Consider the following 14,946-nt stretch of genomic DNA (forward strand, 5'->3'; position numbering starts at 1 on the left):
CAACTTGGTAAAGAACTTATTACAATATAAGCTCTTTTTTGTCTTTAGCAACATAATGAGACAGCTCAATATAATGAGCATGTATAAAATTAGCGGCTCGATCCAGATGTTCTGGTAATAGTAGCAATTTCACTACCCTATCACACCTAAAACTATCAAGAACTTTGATATCATTCTCTAATAGTTGCGTTTGTACATTCTGATACAGCTTATCAAGCTCTGAACCTACCACGGTCAGCGTGCTAACTGGGGCAACGTCAATTATATCTTCTTGTAGCATCTGCAGTAATTTAGACACATCATTGCTGTCTACAGCGACTATAGAGCCCACATGCCAATGTAATGTAATTCCCAATAGTTGGCACTGCGCAGCAATAGCATCTGCTTTCAAAGGTGCTAAATCCACCCGATAAACGTCTCGTTGCAACGCCAATCCGCACACAGCAGCACTGCTTGGCAAACGCGTCACCAACGTCCCCTGTAAAGGTGAGAACGACGATAGCACGCGAATATCTAAGTTATATCTATCCGCGAACTCTACACAAGGAAGGTGTAATACCTTAGCGCCATGTTTAGCCATAGCTTGCATGTCGCTAAAATCAATACTTTCGAGTTTAATAGCGGTATCGACCACTCTAGGGTCACAACTATAAACACCGTCTACGTCAGTGAAAATTTGGCATTCATCCGCGCCAAGAAGACCTGCCAAAGTAACCGCACTGGTATCTGAGCCACCTCGTCCGAGAGTCGTCACATCACCGTTTTGATTCATGCCTTGAAAGCCTGCCACTATGACAATCTGATCATCAGCAAGTAAGGCGTTGAACTTATCATTATCAATAGACTTAATCGTTGCTTGATTGTGTCTATCGTCGGTAATAATCCCCGCTTGCCAACCTGTCAATGATGTCGCTTTGTAGCCTAACTTATGCAAAGTCATCGCTAACAAGGCAACTGTTACCTGCTCGCCTGCGGACAACAGTACATCAAGCTCTCTAGCATTAGGCACGCTATCCACTTCACTGGCTAAACTTTGCAAGCGATTCGTTTCACCAGACATAGCCGATACCACCACCACAACTTGTTTACCTTGTTGTTTAGTTTTAATGACTTGCTCGGCAACGACTTGGATGCGCTCAACTGAACCAACAGATGTTCCACCGAACTTCTGTACGATTAATCGGTTTTTCACTAACTTTCCACCTTCCTAAACAATATGTTGTTCGTTGTACATACGCGTACATTGGACAATTAAAAACAATAAAACCAAGCACTTTAGATTTAAAATGCCTGGTTTCGATTTGCGTTATTGAGCCTTAACGGCTCAATATTTACCTGCTGTAATTAAAGACGCTCTTCAAGCCAGCTATGCACTGATTTTAACGCCTCTGGAAGTGCAGCAACATCGGTACCACCAGCTTGTGCCATATCAGGACGACCGCCGCCTTTACCGCCAACTTGTTGCGCGACCATATTCACCAACTCGCCCGCTTTCACTTTGCCAATCAGATCTTTGGTTACACCAGCAATCAAGCTAACTTTGTTATTATCGATGTTCGCGATAAGGATAATACCTGTGCCAACACGATTCTTAGCGTCATCAACCATGTTACGTAGGTTCTTATTGTCTGCACCTTCGAGTGCGGCAATTAATACCTTAGTACCCTTAATCTCTTGAACCTTACCCATAATGTTAGCGCTTTCAGCAACGGCTATTTTCTCTTTCAGCTGCTGAATTTCTTTATCAAGCTGTTTGGCTTTAGCTTGCATGTCTGACACTTTTTGAGCGTGGCTTAATTGCTCGGCTTCAATAGAATCCAGTGCAGCTTCACCCGTTACCGCTTCAATACGACGAATACCGGCAGCAATACCACCTTCAGAAGTGATGCGGAACAAACCAATGTCACCCGTATGCGCTGCGTGAATACCACCACACAATTCAACAGAGAAGTCACCCATTGAAAGTACGCGAACTTCATCATCGTACTTCTCGCCAAACAACGCCATCGCGCCTTTTTGTTTAGCCGATTCAATGTCTGTTACTTCTGTCACTACATCGTTGTTTTTTCTGATTTGCTGGTTAACTAGACGCTCAACAGTGCGCAACTCATCCGCCGTCACAGCTTCAAGATGAGAGAAGTCAAAACGTAGACCTTCAGGCTTAACTAATGAGCCTTTTTGCGCAACGTGCGTGCCTAATACTTGACGAAGTGCAGCATGCAATAAGTGCGTTGCAGAGTGGTTTAAAGAGGTCGCTAAACGACGCTCAGCATCCACAACAGTTTCAACACTGTCACCTGTGCTCAATACGCCTTCGGCTAACACGCCTTGGTGTGCAATGGCATTGCCTAGCTTTTGAGTATCTTCAACTTGGAAGCTACCTAGTTCAGTTTTCAATAAACCAGTATCACCACATTGACCGCCTGACTCTGCGTAGAACGGCGTTTCGCTCAAGATGATGATTGCTTTGTCGCCTGCTGAAAGTGACTCTGACGCTTCACCTTCAACAAAAATTTCTGTCACTGTGCTGTGACCTTGTGTGGCGGTGTAACCACTAAAGTCAGAAGTCGCTTCTGTTTTAATCGTTGCGTTGTAGTCAGTACCAAAATGGCCTGCTTCACGAGCGCGCTGACGCTGCTCTTCCATCGCTTTTTCAAAACCTGCTTCATCGATATCGAAATCACGTTCACGTGCAACATCATTGGTTAAATCAGCTGGGAAGCCGTAAGTGTCGTACAGTTTAAATACTGTCTCACCATCTAGCGTAGATTTGTTTTCAGACTTAAGAGCGTCTAGAGCATCATTAAGAATGTTCATACCGCGCTCTAGAGTACGACCGAAGTTTTCTTCTTCAATGCGTAGAATTTTTTCAACAAGTGCTTGTTGTGCTTTAAGCTCAGTACCTGCTTCGCCCATTACCTCAGCCAGTACGCCGACTAATTTATGGAAGAATACATCTTTCGCACCAACTTTGTTACCGTGACGCACTGCGCGACGGATAATACGGCGTAGCACATAACCACGACCTTCATTTGAAGGCATAACACCGTCAACGATAAGGTAAGAACATGAACGGATGTGGTCGGCAATTACGCGCAAAGATTGGTTAGACAGATCGTCACAACCCACAACTTCAGCAGAGGCTTTGATCAGCGTTTGGAAAACGTCGATTTCATAGTTTGAATGCACGCCCTGCATGATGGCAGAGATACGTTCAATGCCCATACCTGTATCTACAGATGGTTTTGGCAGTGGTTCCATAGTGCCGTCAGCGTGACGGTTGAACTGCATGAACACGTTGTTCCAGATCTCAATGAAACGGTCGCCATCTTCTTCAGGAGTGCCCGGACGGCCGCCCCAGATGTGTTCACCGTGATCGTAGAAAATTTCTGTACAAGGACCACAAGGACCAGTATCACCCATAGTCCAGAAGTTATCAGACTCATAGGCTTTACCGCCTTTTTTATCACCAATGCGAACAATACGATCCGCTGGGATGCCCATCTCTTTGTTCCAGATATCAAAGGCTTCGTCATCGGTTTCATAAACCGTTACTAGCAGTTTTTCTTGTGGAAGTTGTAGAACTTCAGTCAAAAACTCCCAAGCAAAACCGATAGCATCATGCTTGAAGTAATCACCAAAAGAGAAGTTACCTAGCATTTCAAAAAAGGTATGGTGACGAGCAGTAAAACCAACGTTTTCTAAATCATTATGCTTACCACCAGCACGTACACAACGTTGCGCCGTAGTGGCACGAGTATAATTACGTTTCTCGGCTCCTAAGAAACAATCTTTAAACTGGTTCATACCTGCGTTAGTAAACAGCAAAGTAGGATCGTTGTGAGGTACAAGAGAAGAACTCTCTACTATCTGGTGCCCTTTACTCTCAAAGAACTTTAAAAAGGCACTACGAATCTCGGCGGTACTCATGTACATGTGGCTATTCCTGAAGTGTTCAAGTTAGATTTTTGCCACATTGTAAAACAAGCAAGAGAGAACGACTAGTTTTCTGTCTTAATTGACCACAAATGCCGATTATTTTGTAAAAAATCACGCTTATTGCCTTAAATTTAGCGGGCAAAATAAGAGTTATTTTCAATTAATTGCTAGAAAGTGATGCAGAAGAGAGTGCGTATTGGATCTGTTCAAGGCTAAACCCTAGAAATTGTAGCGAGCGTACCTGCCGAGCATATTCTTGACTATCCGCCGTTAAAGCATCATTCAAATGCTTCTCTACCGACAACTTAGCCAGTTCAAACCAATCTTGAGGCTCCTCTCGCAGCGCTTGGTTAATAACATCACTACCAACTCGCTTCGCTTGTAATTCTTGGCGAATACGATGCTCGCCATGGCCTTTACTTGCTTGTAGCTTTACTTGATCTTTTGCGTAGCGCAAATCATCCAAATAATGATGTTCATGACAAAAAACAATGGCTTCATCAATATCATTTAAACCAAAGCCTTTGTTGAGCAACTTTTGTTGCAACTCATAACGTCCATGATCACGAAGACTCAAAAAGCGTAATGCTTCTTTTTTAGCAGAATTATTTAGGGATCGAGAATACATACACACCTCGGAAAATTCAGTGCGAAAGAGAAAATGGATAAATTGGAAATAAGGCGGTAATTACTGAGCCTTAACAGTAAGGCTCAGTAATTAGGAGCATAATTGGGAAAGAGATTATTCGGCTTCGGTCGCTTCAGTTTCTTCTTCAGCAGTAGCCACTGTTAGAAGCATTTCACGAAGTTTAGCATCGATAGCCGTTGCTGCTTCTGGGTTTTCACGTAGGAATTTACCCGCGTTCGCTTTACCTTGACCAATCTTATCGCCATTGTAGCTATACCAAGCACCCGCTTTTTCGATTAGCTTATGCTTAACGCCTAAGTCGATCAGCTCACCTTCACGGTTAAAGCCTTGACCGTACATGATCTGGGTTTCAGCTTGCTTAAATGGTGCTGCAATTTTGTTTTTAACTACTTTAATGCGAGTTTCGTTACCCACAATCTCATCGCCATCTTTGATTGCGCCAGTACGACGAATATCTAGACGAACAGAAGCGTAAAACTTAAGTGCGTTACCACCAGTAGTAGTTTCTGGATTACCAAACATTACACCAATTTTCATACGAATTTGGTTAATGAAGATACACATACAGTTAGACTGTTTTAGGTTACCGGTTAGCTTACGCATTGCTTGAGAAAGCATACGTGCTTGCAGACCCATGTGGCTATCACCCATTTCGCCTTCAATTTCAGCTTTTGGTGTTAGTGCAGCAACAGAATCGACAACCAAGACGTCAATAGCACCAGAGCGTGCTAGAGCATCACAAATCTCAAGAGCTTGTTCACCAGTATCTGGTTGCGAAACTAATAGAGAATCGATATTTACGCCCAATTTTTGTGCGTAGATAGGGTCAAGAGCGTGCTCGGCATCGATGAATGCACAAGTTTTGCCTTCACGTTGCGCCGCGGCAATAAGCTCAAGAGTTAGAGTTGTTTTACCTGAAGATTCTGGGCCGTAAACTTCTACGATACGTCCCATAGGTAGGCCACCCGCACCCAGTGCGATATCTAATGCTAGTGAACCTGTAGAGATAGTTTCCACGTCCATGGTGCGGTTATCACCAAGGCGCATGATAGAGCCTTTACCGAATTGCTTTTCAATTTGACCAAGTGCCGCTGCGAGCGCTTTTTGTTTATTATCGTCCATTTTATGCTCCATGGAATAGGGTCTTTCTGTCTGATGAATCAATTATTACTGTTAATTCATACAGTGTCTAGATGAAAAAGCGTTTTTTTTAGCATTTAAGTGAAATTAGTTGGTTTCTATATGTTTTTCAATAAGTTGAAGAGCATGACAAACAGACTGATTTCTTACTTGCGTGCGATCACCCGTAAATAAACAGCGTTGTGCCTGTATAAGCTTGCTTCCTACTGCCAAGCCAAAACACACGGTGCCAACGGGCTTATCTTGTGTACCGCCACCGGGACCAGCAATGCCTGTGATAGAAACCGCAATTTGCGCTCTTGAATGTTGCACAGCGCCAAGTGCCATTTCTGCGGCGACCTCAGTACTTACTGCTCCAAATTGCTCAAGGGAGCATTCTTTCACAGCTAACATCTCAACTTTGGCTTCATTACTGTAAGTCACAAAAGCTCGGTCGAACCATTGCGAACTGCCAGCTATCTCAGTAACGGCTTGCGCTACGCCGCCGCCAGTGCAAGATTCTGCTGTTGCCATCATATAACCTTGTTTTTTGAGTAATTCCCCTACTCTAAGGCTCAATTTATCCAATGTTGTGTCAGACATTTGCTTAATTCACTTTACCACTCATTTAAGATTCATTTATCCTAAGCCCCTAGAGAATTAATGGAAAGCAACAGAAGCTATTATGTCGGTAAAATCTAAGCCAAAACACACTCCAATGATGCAGCAGTATCATAAGCTTAAAGCAGAGAATCCTGAGATCTTGCTTTTTTACCGCATGGGTGATTTCTATGAATTATTTTATGATGATGCCAAACGCGCCTCACAACTGTTAGATATCTCTTTGACCAAACGCGGCGCGTCTGCTGGCGAACCCATTCCGATGGCAGGCGTCCCTTTTCACGCGGTTGAAGGCTATCTCGCAAAACTGGTGCAATTGGGTGAGTCTGTCGCCATATGCGAGCAAATTGGCGACCCTGCGACTTCCAAAGGGCCAGTTGAGCGAAAGGTAGTGCGCATTATCACCCCCGGCACGGTCACCGATGAGGCCTTGTTGAGCGAGCGCGTAGATAACCTCATTGCGGCCATTTATCAGCACAACGGTAAATTTGGCTACGCCACTTTAGATATTACCTCTGGACGCTTCTTATTGAGCGAACCTGAAACAGAAGAAGCTATGCTTGCCGAGTTGCAACGCACTAGCCCAAAAGAGCTGTTATTCCCCGAAGAGTTTGTTCCAGTGCACATCATGGAAGGTCGTCATGGCAATCGCCGTAGACCAGAGTGGGAATTTGAACTGCAAACTGCCAAACAGCAGTTAAACATTCAATTTGGCACCAAAGATCTTATTGGTTTTGGCGTTGAAAAATCCGAAGTAGCGCTGTGTGCGGCAGGATGTTTAATCCAGTACGTTAAAGATACTCAGCGCACCGCTTTGCCACATATACGCTCTATTACTATCGAAAGACAAGACAACTCGGTTATTTTAGATGCCGCAACTCGCCGTAACTTGGAAATCACCACCAATTTAGCCGGTGGCGTGGATAACACTCTGGCAGAGGTTCTTGATCATACGGCAACAGCGATGGGTAGCCGCATGTTTAAGCGTTGGTTACATCAACCAACTCGTGAGTTGACCGTATTAAACAACCGCTTAGATTCCATTACTGAGCTAAAAGAACAGGCTTTGTATCCGGATCTAAATCAGATCCTAAAACAAATCGGCGATATTGAACGTATTGTCGCAAGGCTTGCATTGCGCTCAGCTAGACCAAGAGATCTGGCTCGCCTTCGCTCAGCCTTGCAAACACTTCCTGAATTAGAAGTGACCTTGCAAACCCTGCAAAACTCACACTTGCAAACTCTCGCCACAGACTCAAAGTCTATTGAAAGCTTGTGCGAACTGTTAGAGCGCGCCATTAAAGAAAATCCGCCAGTGGTCATTCGGGATGGTGGCGTATTAGCGGAAGGTTACAACGAAGAGTTAGATCAATGGCGCGATCTTGCCAATGGCGCAACCGAATACCTAGAAAAGCTAGAAGCGGATGAGCGTGAAAGACACGGCATTGATACTTTAAAAGTTGGCTACAACGCAGTACACGGCTTCTATATTCAAGTGAGTAAAGGGCAAAGCCATTTAGTTCCGCCGCATTACATTCGTCGCCAAACCTTAAAAAATGCTGAGCGCTATATTATCCCTGAGCTAAAGGAGCACGAAGATAAAGTCCTTAACTCAAAATCCAAAGCATTGGCCATCGAGAAAGGTTTATGGGAAGAGCTATTTGATCTGATATTGCCACATTTAAGCCAACTGCAATTACTGTCGGCTGCACTATCAGAAATGGATGTATTGCAAAACTTAGCAGAGCGAGCCGATACCTTAGAGTATTGCCGCCCAAGTATTCATGACAATATTGGGATTGCTATTACCAATGGCAGACACCCTGTTGTGGAACAAGTGTTAGAAGACCCATTTATTGCCAACCCAGTCGAGCTGAACCCGCAACGTAAAATGTTGATTATTACTGGTCCTAACATGGGAGGTAAATCGACCTATATGCGTCAAACCGCGTTAATTGCACTACTGGCACATATTGGCGCTTACGTTCCGGCACAATCGGCAGAAATTGGGCTTCTTGATCGCATCTTTACCCGTATTGGTGCTTCTGACGATCTGGCCTCTGGTCGTTCTACCTTTATGGTTGAGATGACAGAAACCGCCAATATTTTACACAATGCCACCAATCGCAGTTTAGTTCTGATGGATGAAATTGGGCGCGGCACCAGCACCTATGACGGCTTATCTTTAGCTTGGGCAAGTGCGGAGTGGCTAGCTATTCAAATTAGCGCGCTGACCTTATTTGCCACCCACTACTTTGAGCTTACTGAATTACCGGCTCAGCTACAGGGACTAGCAAACGTACACCTTGATGCGGTTGAACATGGCGATGATATTGCCTTTATGCATGCCGTCCAAGAAGGCGCCGCCAGTAAGTCTTATGGTTTGGCTGTTGCAGGACTTGCCGGCGTACCTAAAGCGGTGATCAAAAATGCACGCCAAAAGTTAAGCATACTGGAACAGCTCAGCACTCAGCCGCAAAGCAATGTCGCATCGACGGTCGAAGTGGCAAATCAACTCAGTTTGATCCCAGAACCTAGTGATGTAGAGTTGGCATTAGGCAATATTGATCCTGATGATCTTACGCCACGACAAGCGCTTGAAGAGCTGTATCGTTTGAAAAAAATGTTATAGCGCTTTGTACCAATCACACTAAGTAAGTGATTGGTATTATTCGACAAGCTATCTCTAGACTAGAAACACAAAAGAGCCTGACTTCTTACGAAATCAGGCTCTTCTTTTTCAATCGTTATGCTATTGCTTATTCGCTATCAATTATTCGCTATCAAAGTTAAATAGCGATTCCATGTTCAGACCTTGCTTCAATAGAATCTCTCTTAATCGGCGTAGACCTTCTACTTGGATCTGACGAACTCGCTCACGAGTCAGGCTAATTTCACGCCCTACTTCCTCTAGAGTCGATGGTTCGTAACCCAATAAGCCAAAACGACGTGCCAGCACTTCTTTTTGTTTCGGGTTCAGTTCATCTAACCAATCAATTAAAGAGTGTTTGATGTCATCATCTTGGGTAGAGACTTCAGGATCTGAGTTGTTGATATCTGGAATGATATCGAGCAATGCTTTATCGCCATCACCGCCAATTGGCGTATCTACTGAACTCACACGTTCGTTCAAACGCAGCATTTTGCTGACATCGTCTACCGGCTTATCCAGTTTCTGGGCGATTTCTTCTGCAGTCGGTTCGTGGTCTAGCTTTTGCGAAAGCTCACGAGCGGTACGCAGATAAATATTAAGCTCTTTAACTACGTGAATAGGCAGACGAATAGTACGAGTTTGGTTCATCAAAGCGCGTTCGATAGTTTGACGAATCCACCATGTAGCGTAAGTAGAGAAACGGAAGCCACGCTCAGGATCAAACTTCTCTACCGCACGAATCAGACCAAGGTTACCCTCTTCGATAAGATCAAGTAGAGCCAATCCACGGTTACTGTAACGACGGGAAATTTTCACAACCAAACGCAGGTTACTTTCAATCATACGTTTACGAGCGGCTTCATCACCGCGCAAAGAGCGTCGTGCATAGAGCACTTCTTCTTCGGCTGTGAGAAGAGGCGAGAAACCAATCTCACCAAGATACAGTTGGGTTGCATCTAAATTCTTTGCTGAAACGTCAAACTCTTCCTTGGCAAGGGTTTGTTCAACCGCTTCGACGATGCCAGCTCCTAGCTCGTCATTGGCTTTATCTTCAACTAAGTCATCCACTTTTGCTGCTGTGTTATCCATACTCATAATGCCTCCAATGGCTCAACAAACGTGCATTTTCAAATGCTATCTGTCAGGGTAAATATCTCTCCGGGTTAACGGATTTTCCTTGATACCTAATCTCAAAGTGCAACTTAACGCCATTGGTACCTGAACTGCCCATAGTGGCAATTTTTTGCCCTGCGGTAACTTGCTGTCCCTCATGGACTAGCAACTTATCGTTGTGAGCATAGGCACTAAGATAGTTGTCATTGTGTTTCACGATAATCAGGTTTCCATAACCACGTAACGCATTACCAGAATACACAACACTACCTTTGGCAGTTGATATAACAGCTTGTCCACGCTGCCCCGCAATATCAATCCCTTTGTTTCCTGTTTCGCCAGCAGAGAACTTGTTAATTACTCGTCCTTTTGTTGGCCATTTCCAAGACGCAATTTTTTGGTTTGCTGATGCAGCCGATGTTACAGCACTGTTAACACCTTGTTTAGAGCTAACATACTCTTTTGTTGAGTGCTTATCAACCTTTGCAGGCGCACTTTTTTGCTTTGCACTGGAAGTCTTATGAGTGTGGCTGCTAGGAGTGCTCGCCACGGCAATGGATTTACTTGAAGTATAAGCTGGAGTTTCTGGATACCACAGGCGGATCCTCTGCCCGATTCGCAGAGTATAGGGGGCTTCTAGATTATTAAACCGAATCAGACCGTTAACATTCCTATCCGTTACGTAGGCAATGTAATACAGCGTATCGCCTTTTTTTACCGTGTAATAACTACCACGATAACTACCTCGATCAGCTTGTTTATAACCACGATGATTATTTGTTTGCCCGCTAGGCGCACAGCCCACCAGCGAAATAATCATTAAAGCAGCAATGACTGAGCGTAATAACCTTTCCATAAACCTAAGCCAGTTCTCCCTGAACTAAAGGTACAAACCTAACGTTTTCAATAATTTCAGAGCGAATACCCGACTCTTGTTTGACAATTTTAAGCAGTTTCTGATCCGTTTCGCCAATGGGTATGATCAAGCGCCCCCCTATGGCTAACTGATCCACTAATGCTTGTGGCAGTTCAGCGGCGGCGGCAGTCACGATAATAGCGTCAAAGGGAGCATGGGCACTCCAACCTTTCCAACCATCACCATATTTTGATGACACGTTATAGATATCAAGCTTAGCTAATCTGCGCTTGGCATCCCACTGTAAAGTCTTAATTCTTTCAATGGTATGCACTCGCTCAACTAACTGTGCCAGTACGGCCGTTTGATAACCAGAACCGGTTCCCACTTCTAAGACCTTAGAGTGGTACTCAAGTTCAAGTAACTCTGTCATTTTTGCGACAATATACGGCTGAGAGATGGTCTGCCCATTACCAATTGGTAAAGCATTATTATCATAAGCCTGATGACGCATTGCCTCAGACAAAAAAGACTCTCGCGGTAAATTCGCGATAGCCTTTAAAATTGTCACGTCCTGAATACCTAACTGTTGTAGCTGTTCAGATAAGCGCTGTGCTTGATAATGTCCCATTCTATTCTTTTAGCCATTTGTCCATGCTAAGTAGCGATTCATGCGCTGTCAGATCAACTTGCAAAGGGGTTATAGAAACGTGTTTATGCTCAATAGCATAAAAGTCGGTTCCCATACCGGCATCTTGCTCTTTTCCCGGAGGCCCTAACCAATACACTTGCTTGCCTCTAGGATCGAGCTGTTTGATCATAGTTTCAGCATGATGTCTTGCGCCCAGTCGAGTCACTTCAGTCTCAGTAATAGCGTCCCATGCCACATCAGGTACATTCACATTCAGTAAACGATTGGTCGGGATCGGCTTGCTAAGATGTTGCTCCACTAACTGACGTGCAATCTTAGCTGCAGTTTTAAAATGTGTGTTACCCACCAGCGATATTGCAATTGATTGGACACCTAAAAAGTGTCCTTCCATAGCGGCTGCCACAGTACCTGAATACAATACATCATCCCCCAGATTCGCACCGTGGTTGATGCCACTTAATACAAGATCTGGGTAATCATCTTTCATTAATTCATTTAACGCAAAATGCACACAATCTGTCGGCGTGCCCTGCACCGAAAAAACATTCGGCTCTATCTCATCCACTCGTAGCGGATTTTCTAGCGTCAATGAGTTGGATGCACCGCTACGGTTTCTATCGGGTGCAACAATGACGATATCGGCAATCTGCTTTAGCTCTTCGGCAAGCACTCGAAGGCCTTGGGCATGCACGCCATCATCATTACTTAATAAAATTTTCATGCAATCCCTTAGTCAAACGAACGTTCAAACGGGATCTCTTCAACGACCTCTCGCATAATAGAAGTAGCAAAGCAGCCAGAGTCTAACCAGAACTTAATCACAACTTGATCGTCTTCACTAGACCAAGTTAATTGCTCTGGGATCAGCTTGATGATTCGGCGATCATGACGCATGCGGTTGCCTCGAATCAAAGCCATCAAATCAGGTTCGGCATCTACTGCAACTTGTTCTATCTCTAGCGCTTTGTTTGCCGTTGGCAAGGCATTATCACCTGCTAAAGCGGCCGTTATTGCGCCAAGGCTTGGTGCATTGGCAAGTGTCGCTTCATCCAGCAACACAGTGCCTGTAGAAGAGAGCAATACATCACCGAGAACTGCGCTATCAAAGCACTGCTGTTCTATACGTGCCGATACGATTTGGTTAAAAATCCATGAACGAGCTGTAGAAAGGTACAAACTGCGTTTGTTTTGATTGCGAGTACGCACGTTATCACGGCCCCAGCGACGAGCTTCATCGAGGTTATTGCCGTTATTGCCAAAACGTTGTGCGCCAAAATAATTAGGCACACCTTGCTCAGAAATGGCTTGTAGACGTGCTTCTACCGCGTCTACATCGGTCACTTCACTCAGGGTAAGTTCAAATGAGTTGCCTTTTAGATCGCCTGGACGCAGTTTTTTATTGTGTCTGGTGGTCTGTAAAATTTCGATGCTTGGGTGCATTTGGGTAAACAAAGCAAAGTTAAGATCATCGCTTTTAGGCAGATGCACACTTAGCCACTGCTCAGTAACAGCGTGACGATCTTTCAATCCAGCCCAGCTTACATCTTTTGATTTTACGCCACAGAATTTGGCCAGTTCGTTCGCCACAAAGCTGGTGTTCTCACCGGTTTTGCGTACTCGTAGCATTAAGTGCTCACCACTGCCTGCTAACTCAAAACCGAGATCTTCTTTAACCACAAAGTGCTCAGCTTTTGCTTTTAATTTTGCTTTTGCTTGTGGCTTGCCGTGTAGGTAAGCCAAGTTTGATAATATGTCACTCATAAGATGGAGTGCGCCTCTAATTATTAGGGTGTTGGATCAGAACAACAGCTTCTACTGCAATTCCTTCTTTGCGACCGGTAAAGCCCAGACGCTCTGTTGTGGTGGCTTTCACATTCACATTGCCGATTTCTGTTTGTAGATCTTCGGCAATGGCATTGCGCATAGCTTGAATATGAGGCGCCATTTTAGGCGCTTGCGCCATAATGGTTACGTCTAGGTTGCCCAGCACATAGCCTTGCTCTTTCACTAGGCGATACACTTCTTTTAACAGTTCACGGCTGTTCGCGCCCTTCCATTTATCATCAGTATCAGGGAAGTGGTAGCCAATATCGCCTGCGGCAATAGCCCCTAGTAGTGCATCACTGACCGCATGTAAAACGACATCACCATCAGAGTGAGCCAGAAGCCCTTGCTCATACGGAACTGAGATCCCACCAATAATGATTGGGCCTTCACCGCCAAATTTATGTACATCAAAACCATGTCCAATTCGGATCATAATTACTCCTGGGTTGTCGCCACTGTTAAATAAAATTCAGCCAATGCTAAATCTTCAGGTTGAGTCACTTTAAGGTTGTCCGAACGTCCCTCTACCAACAACGGAGAGCGTCCTATCAGCTCCATACAAGACGCTTCATCCGTGACCGGATGGTGATTGTGCAAAGCCGATTGTAATGCGCTTTGTAGCTCTGGCGTACGGAACATTTGCGGTGTTAACGCATGCCACAGATGCGCACGCTCAACCGTAGAATCAATTTCATTGCTGCTCGATGAGCGCTTCATGGTATCGCGCACTCGGGCAGCTAAAATAGCGCCAACGCTATGCTGCGTGCCTTGTTCGATTAATGAGGTGATATTGTCCAAGCACACGTTCGGTCTGGCCGCATCATGCACCAATACCCAATCTTGATAACCTTGCTCAGTAAGATAATTGAGCGCACTTAATACCGAGTCACTGCGCTCTTTACCACCGGCAACGCGAGTGACTAAAGGATGACGTGCTAGAGAGGTGTCAGAAAAGTATCCATCGTTTTCACTAATCGCCACTACCACCTCGGAGATTTGAGGATGTGATAATAACTTTTCTACCGTGTGTTCTAGGATAGCTTTCCCATGCAGCATGAGATACTGTTTTGGCTTATTCGCCTGCATCCGACTACCGACTCCGGCAGCGGGGACAATAGCTATATATTTATTCAAGTTGAAAACCGCTTGTGGAGTTAATCGGTATCGATGATTCGATAAAAGGTTTCACCTTTTTTAACCATGCCAAGTTCATGACGCGCTCGTTCTTCAATAGCATCAAGCCCTTGTTTAAGGTCGTCAATTTCAACAAACATTTCATCATTACGCTTACGTAATTCTGCGTTCACAGAGCTTTGTATCGCTACTTCATCTTTTACTTGGCGATAATCATTCACACCATTTTTGCCAGTCCACAGCGTAACCTGCATCAGCAATAATAAGCAAAATAACAATATAGAAAATAAACGCACGACAAAATCCTTACTTAATCGCCAAGGGTTGAAACCAATTATGCTTATCCAGATACGTTATTATTCGCCTTAAACGGGCAAACATAC

Annotated in this window: 14 protein-coding genes; 1 reads left to right on the plus strand and 13 read right to left on the minus strand. The window is 44.5% G+C overall.

What is annotated here, in order from left to right; translation table 11 throughout:
- Positions 1-19 precede the first annotated feature (19 nt).
- The 5 genes from OCU38_RS10415 to pncC all read right to left on the minus strand — a co-directional run bounded on the left by OCU38_RS10415 (position 20) and on the right by pncC (position 6,310).
- A complete protein-coding gene (locus OCU38_RS10415; protein WP_261823019.1) occupies positions 20-1,192 on the minus strand; it encodes an aspartate kinase in 1,173 nt (390 codons plus the stop codon).
- A gap of 152 nt (positions 1,193-1,344) precedes the next feature.
- Complete coding sequence (gene alaS / locus OCU38_RS10420; RefSeq protein ID WP_261823020.1) at positions 1,345-3,936, minus strand: alanine--tRNA ligase; 2,592 nt, start codon at positions 3,934-3,936, stop codon at positions 1,345-1,347.
- 163 nt (positions 3,937-4,099) lie between these two features.
- Positions 4,100-4,567: a recombination regulator RecX gene (gene recX / locus OCU38_RS10425; protein ID WP_261823021.1), complete on the minus strand. Its 468-nt coding sequence runs from the start codon at positions 4,565-4,567 to the stop codon at positions 4,100-4,102.
- A 114-nt stretch (positions 4,568-4,681) separates the two neighbouring features.
- On the minus strand, positions 4,682-5,722 hold the full coding sequence (recA, locus tag OCU38_RS10430) for a recombinase RecA (protein ID WP_174371941.1): 1,041 nt from the start codon (positions 5,720-5,722) through the stop codon (positions 4,682-4,684).
- A gap of 93 nt (positions 5,723-5,815) precedes the next feature.
- Positions 5,816-6,310: a nicotinamide-nucleotide amidase gene (gene pncC / locus OCU38_RS10435; protein WP_261823022.1), complete on the minus strand. Its 495-nt coding sequence runs from the start codon at positions 6,308-6,310 to the stop codon at positions 5,816-5,818.
- Positions 6,311-6,392: 82 nt separating this feature from the next.
- Here pncC and mutS point away from each other — a divergent pair, with 82 nt between their 5' ends.
- A complete protein-coding gene (gene mutS / locus OCU38_RS10440; protein WP_261823023.1) occupies positions 6,393-8,960 on the plus strand; it encodes a DNA mismatch repair protein MutS in 2,568 nt (855 codons plus the stop codon).
- A gap of 141 nt (positions 8,961-9,101) precedes the next feature.
- Here mutS and rpoS read toward each other — a convergent pair whose 3' ends face one another.
- Genes rpoS through ftsB form a run of 8 tightly spaced genes read right to left on the minus strand, consistent with a single transcriptional unit; the run spans position 9,102 to position 14,859 of the window.
- Positions 9,102-10,076: an RNA polymerase sigma factor RpoS gene (rpoS, locus tag OCU38_RS10445; protein WP_261823024.1), complete on the minus strand. Its 975-nt coding sequence runs from the start codon at positions 10,074-10,076 to the stop codon at positions 9,102-9,104.
- Positions 10,077-10,122: 46 nt separating this feature from the next.
- Entirely contained in the window at positions 10,123-10,950 is an 828-nt protein-coding gene (locus tag OCU38_RS10450) for a peptidoglycan DD-metalloendopeptidase family protein (RefSeq protein ID WP_261823025.1), read from the minus strand.
- A gap of 4 nt (positions 10,951-10,954) precedes the next feature.
- Complete coding sequence (locus OCU38_RS10455; RefSeq protein WP_261823026.1) at positions 10,955-11,581, minus strand: protein-L-isoaspartate(D-aspartate) O-methyltransferase; 627 nt, start codon at positions 11,579-11,581, stop codon at positions 10,955-10,957.
- A gap of 1 nt (position 11,582) precedes the next feature.
- The gene (gene surE, locus OCU38_RS10460) at positions 11,583-12,323 is read right to left on the minus strand and encodes a 5'/3'-nucleotidase SurE (protein ID WP_261823027.1); all 741 of its coding nucleotides are present in this window, start codon (positions 12,321-12,323) and stop codon (positions 11,583-11,585) included.
- Between the two features lie 8 nt (positions 12,324-12,331).
- Positions 12,332-13,363 (minus strand): tRNA pseudouridine(13) synthase TruD, encoded by a 1,032-nt coding sequence (truD, locus tag OCU38_RS10465; RefSeq protein WP_261823028.1) that lies wholly within the window; start codon positions 13,361-13,363, stop codon positions 12,332-12,334.
- A gap of 16 nt (positions 13,364-13,379) precedes the next feature.
- Positions 13,380-13,862 carry a 2-C-methyl-D-erythritol 2,4-cyclodiphosphate synthase gene (gene ispF / locus OCU38_RS10470; RefSeq protein WP_021712274.1) on the minus strand — a complete coding sequence of 161 codons (483 nt, stop codon included), beginning with the start codon at positions 13,860-13,862 and terminating at the stop codon, positions 13,380-13,382.
- Between the two features lie 2 nt (positions 13,863-13,864).
- The gene (ispD, locus tag OCU38_RS10475; RefSeq protein WP_261823029.1) at positions 13,865-14,563 is read right to left on the minus strand and encodes a 2-C-methyl-D-erythritol 4-phosphate cytidylyltransferase; all 699 of its coding nucleotides are present in this window, start codon (positions 14,561-14,563) and stop codon (positions 13,865-13,867) included.
- Between the two features lie 20 nt (positions 14,564-14,583).
- On the minus strand, positions 14,584-14,859 hold the full coding sequence (ftsB, locus tag OCU38_RS10480) for a cell division protein FtsB (protein WP_261823030.1): 276 nt from the start codon (positions 14,857-14,859) through the stop codon (positions 14,584-14,586).
- Between the last annotated feature and the right edge of the window lie 87 nt (positions 14,860-14,946).

It is taken from the genome of Vibrio neonatus, from assembly GCF_024346975.1.
GTDB classification, from domain to species: Bacteria; Pseudomonadota; Gammaproteobacteria; order Enterobacterales; family Vibrionaceae; genus Vibrio; species Vibrio neonatus.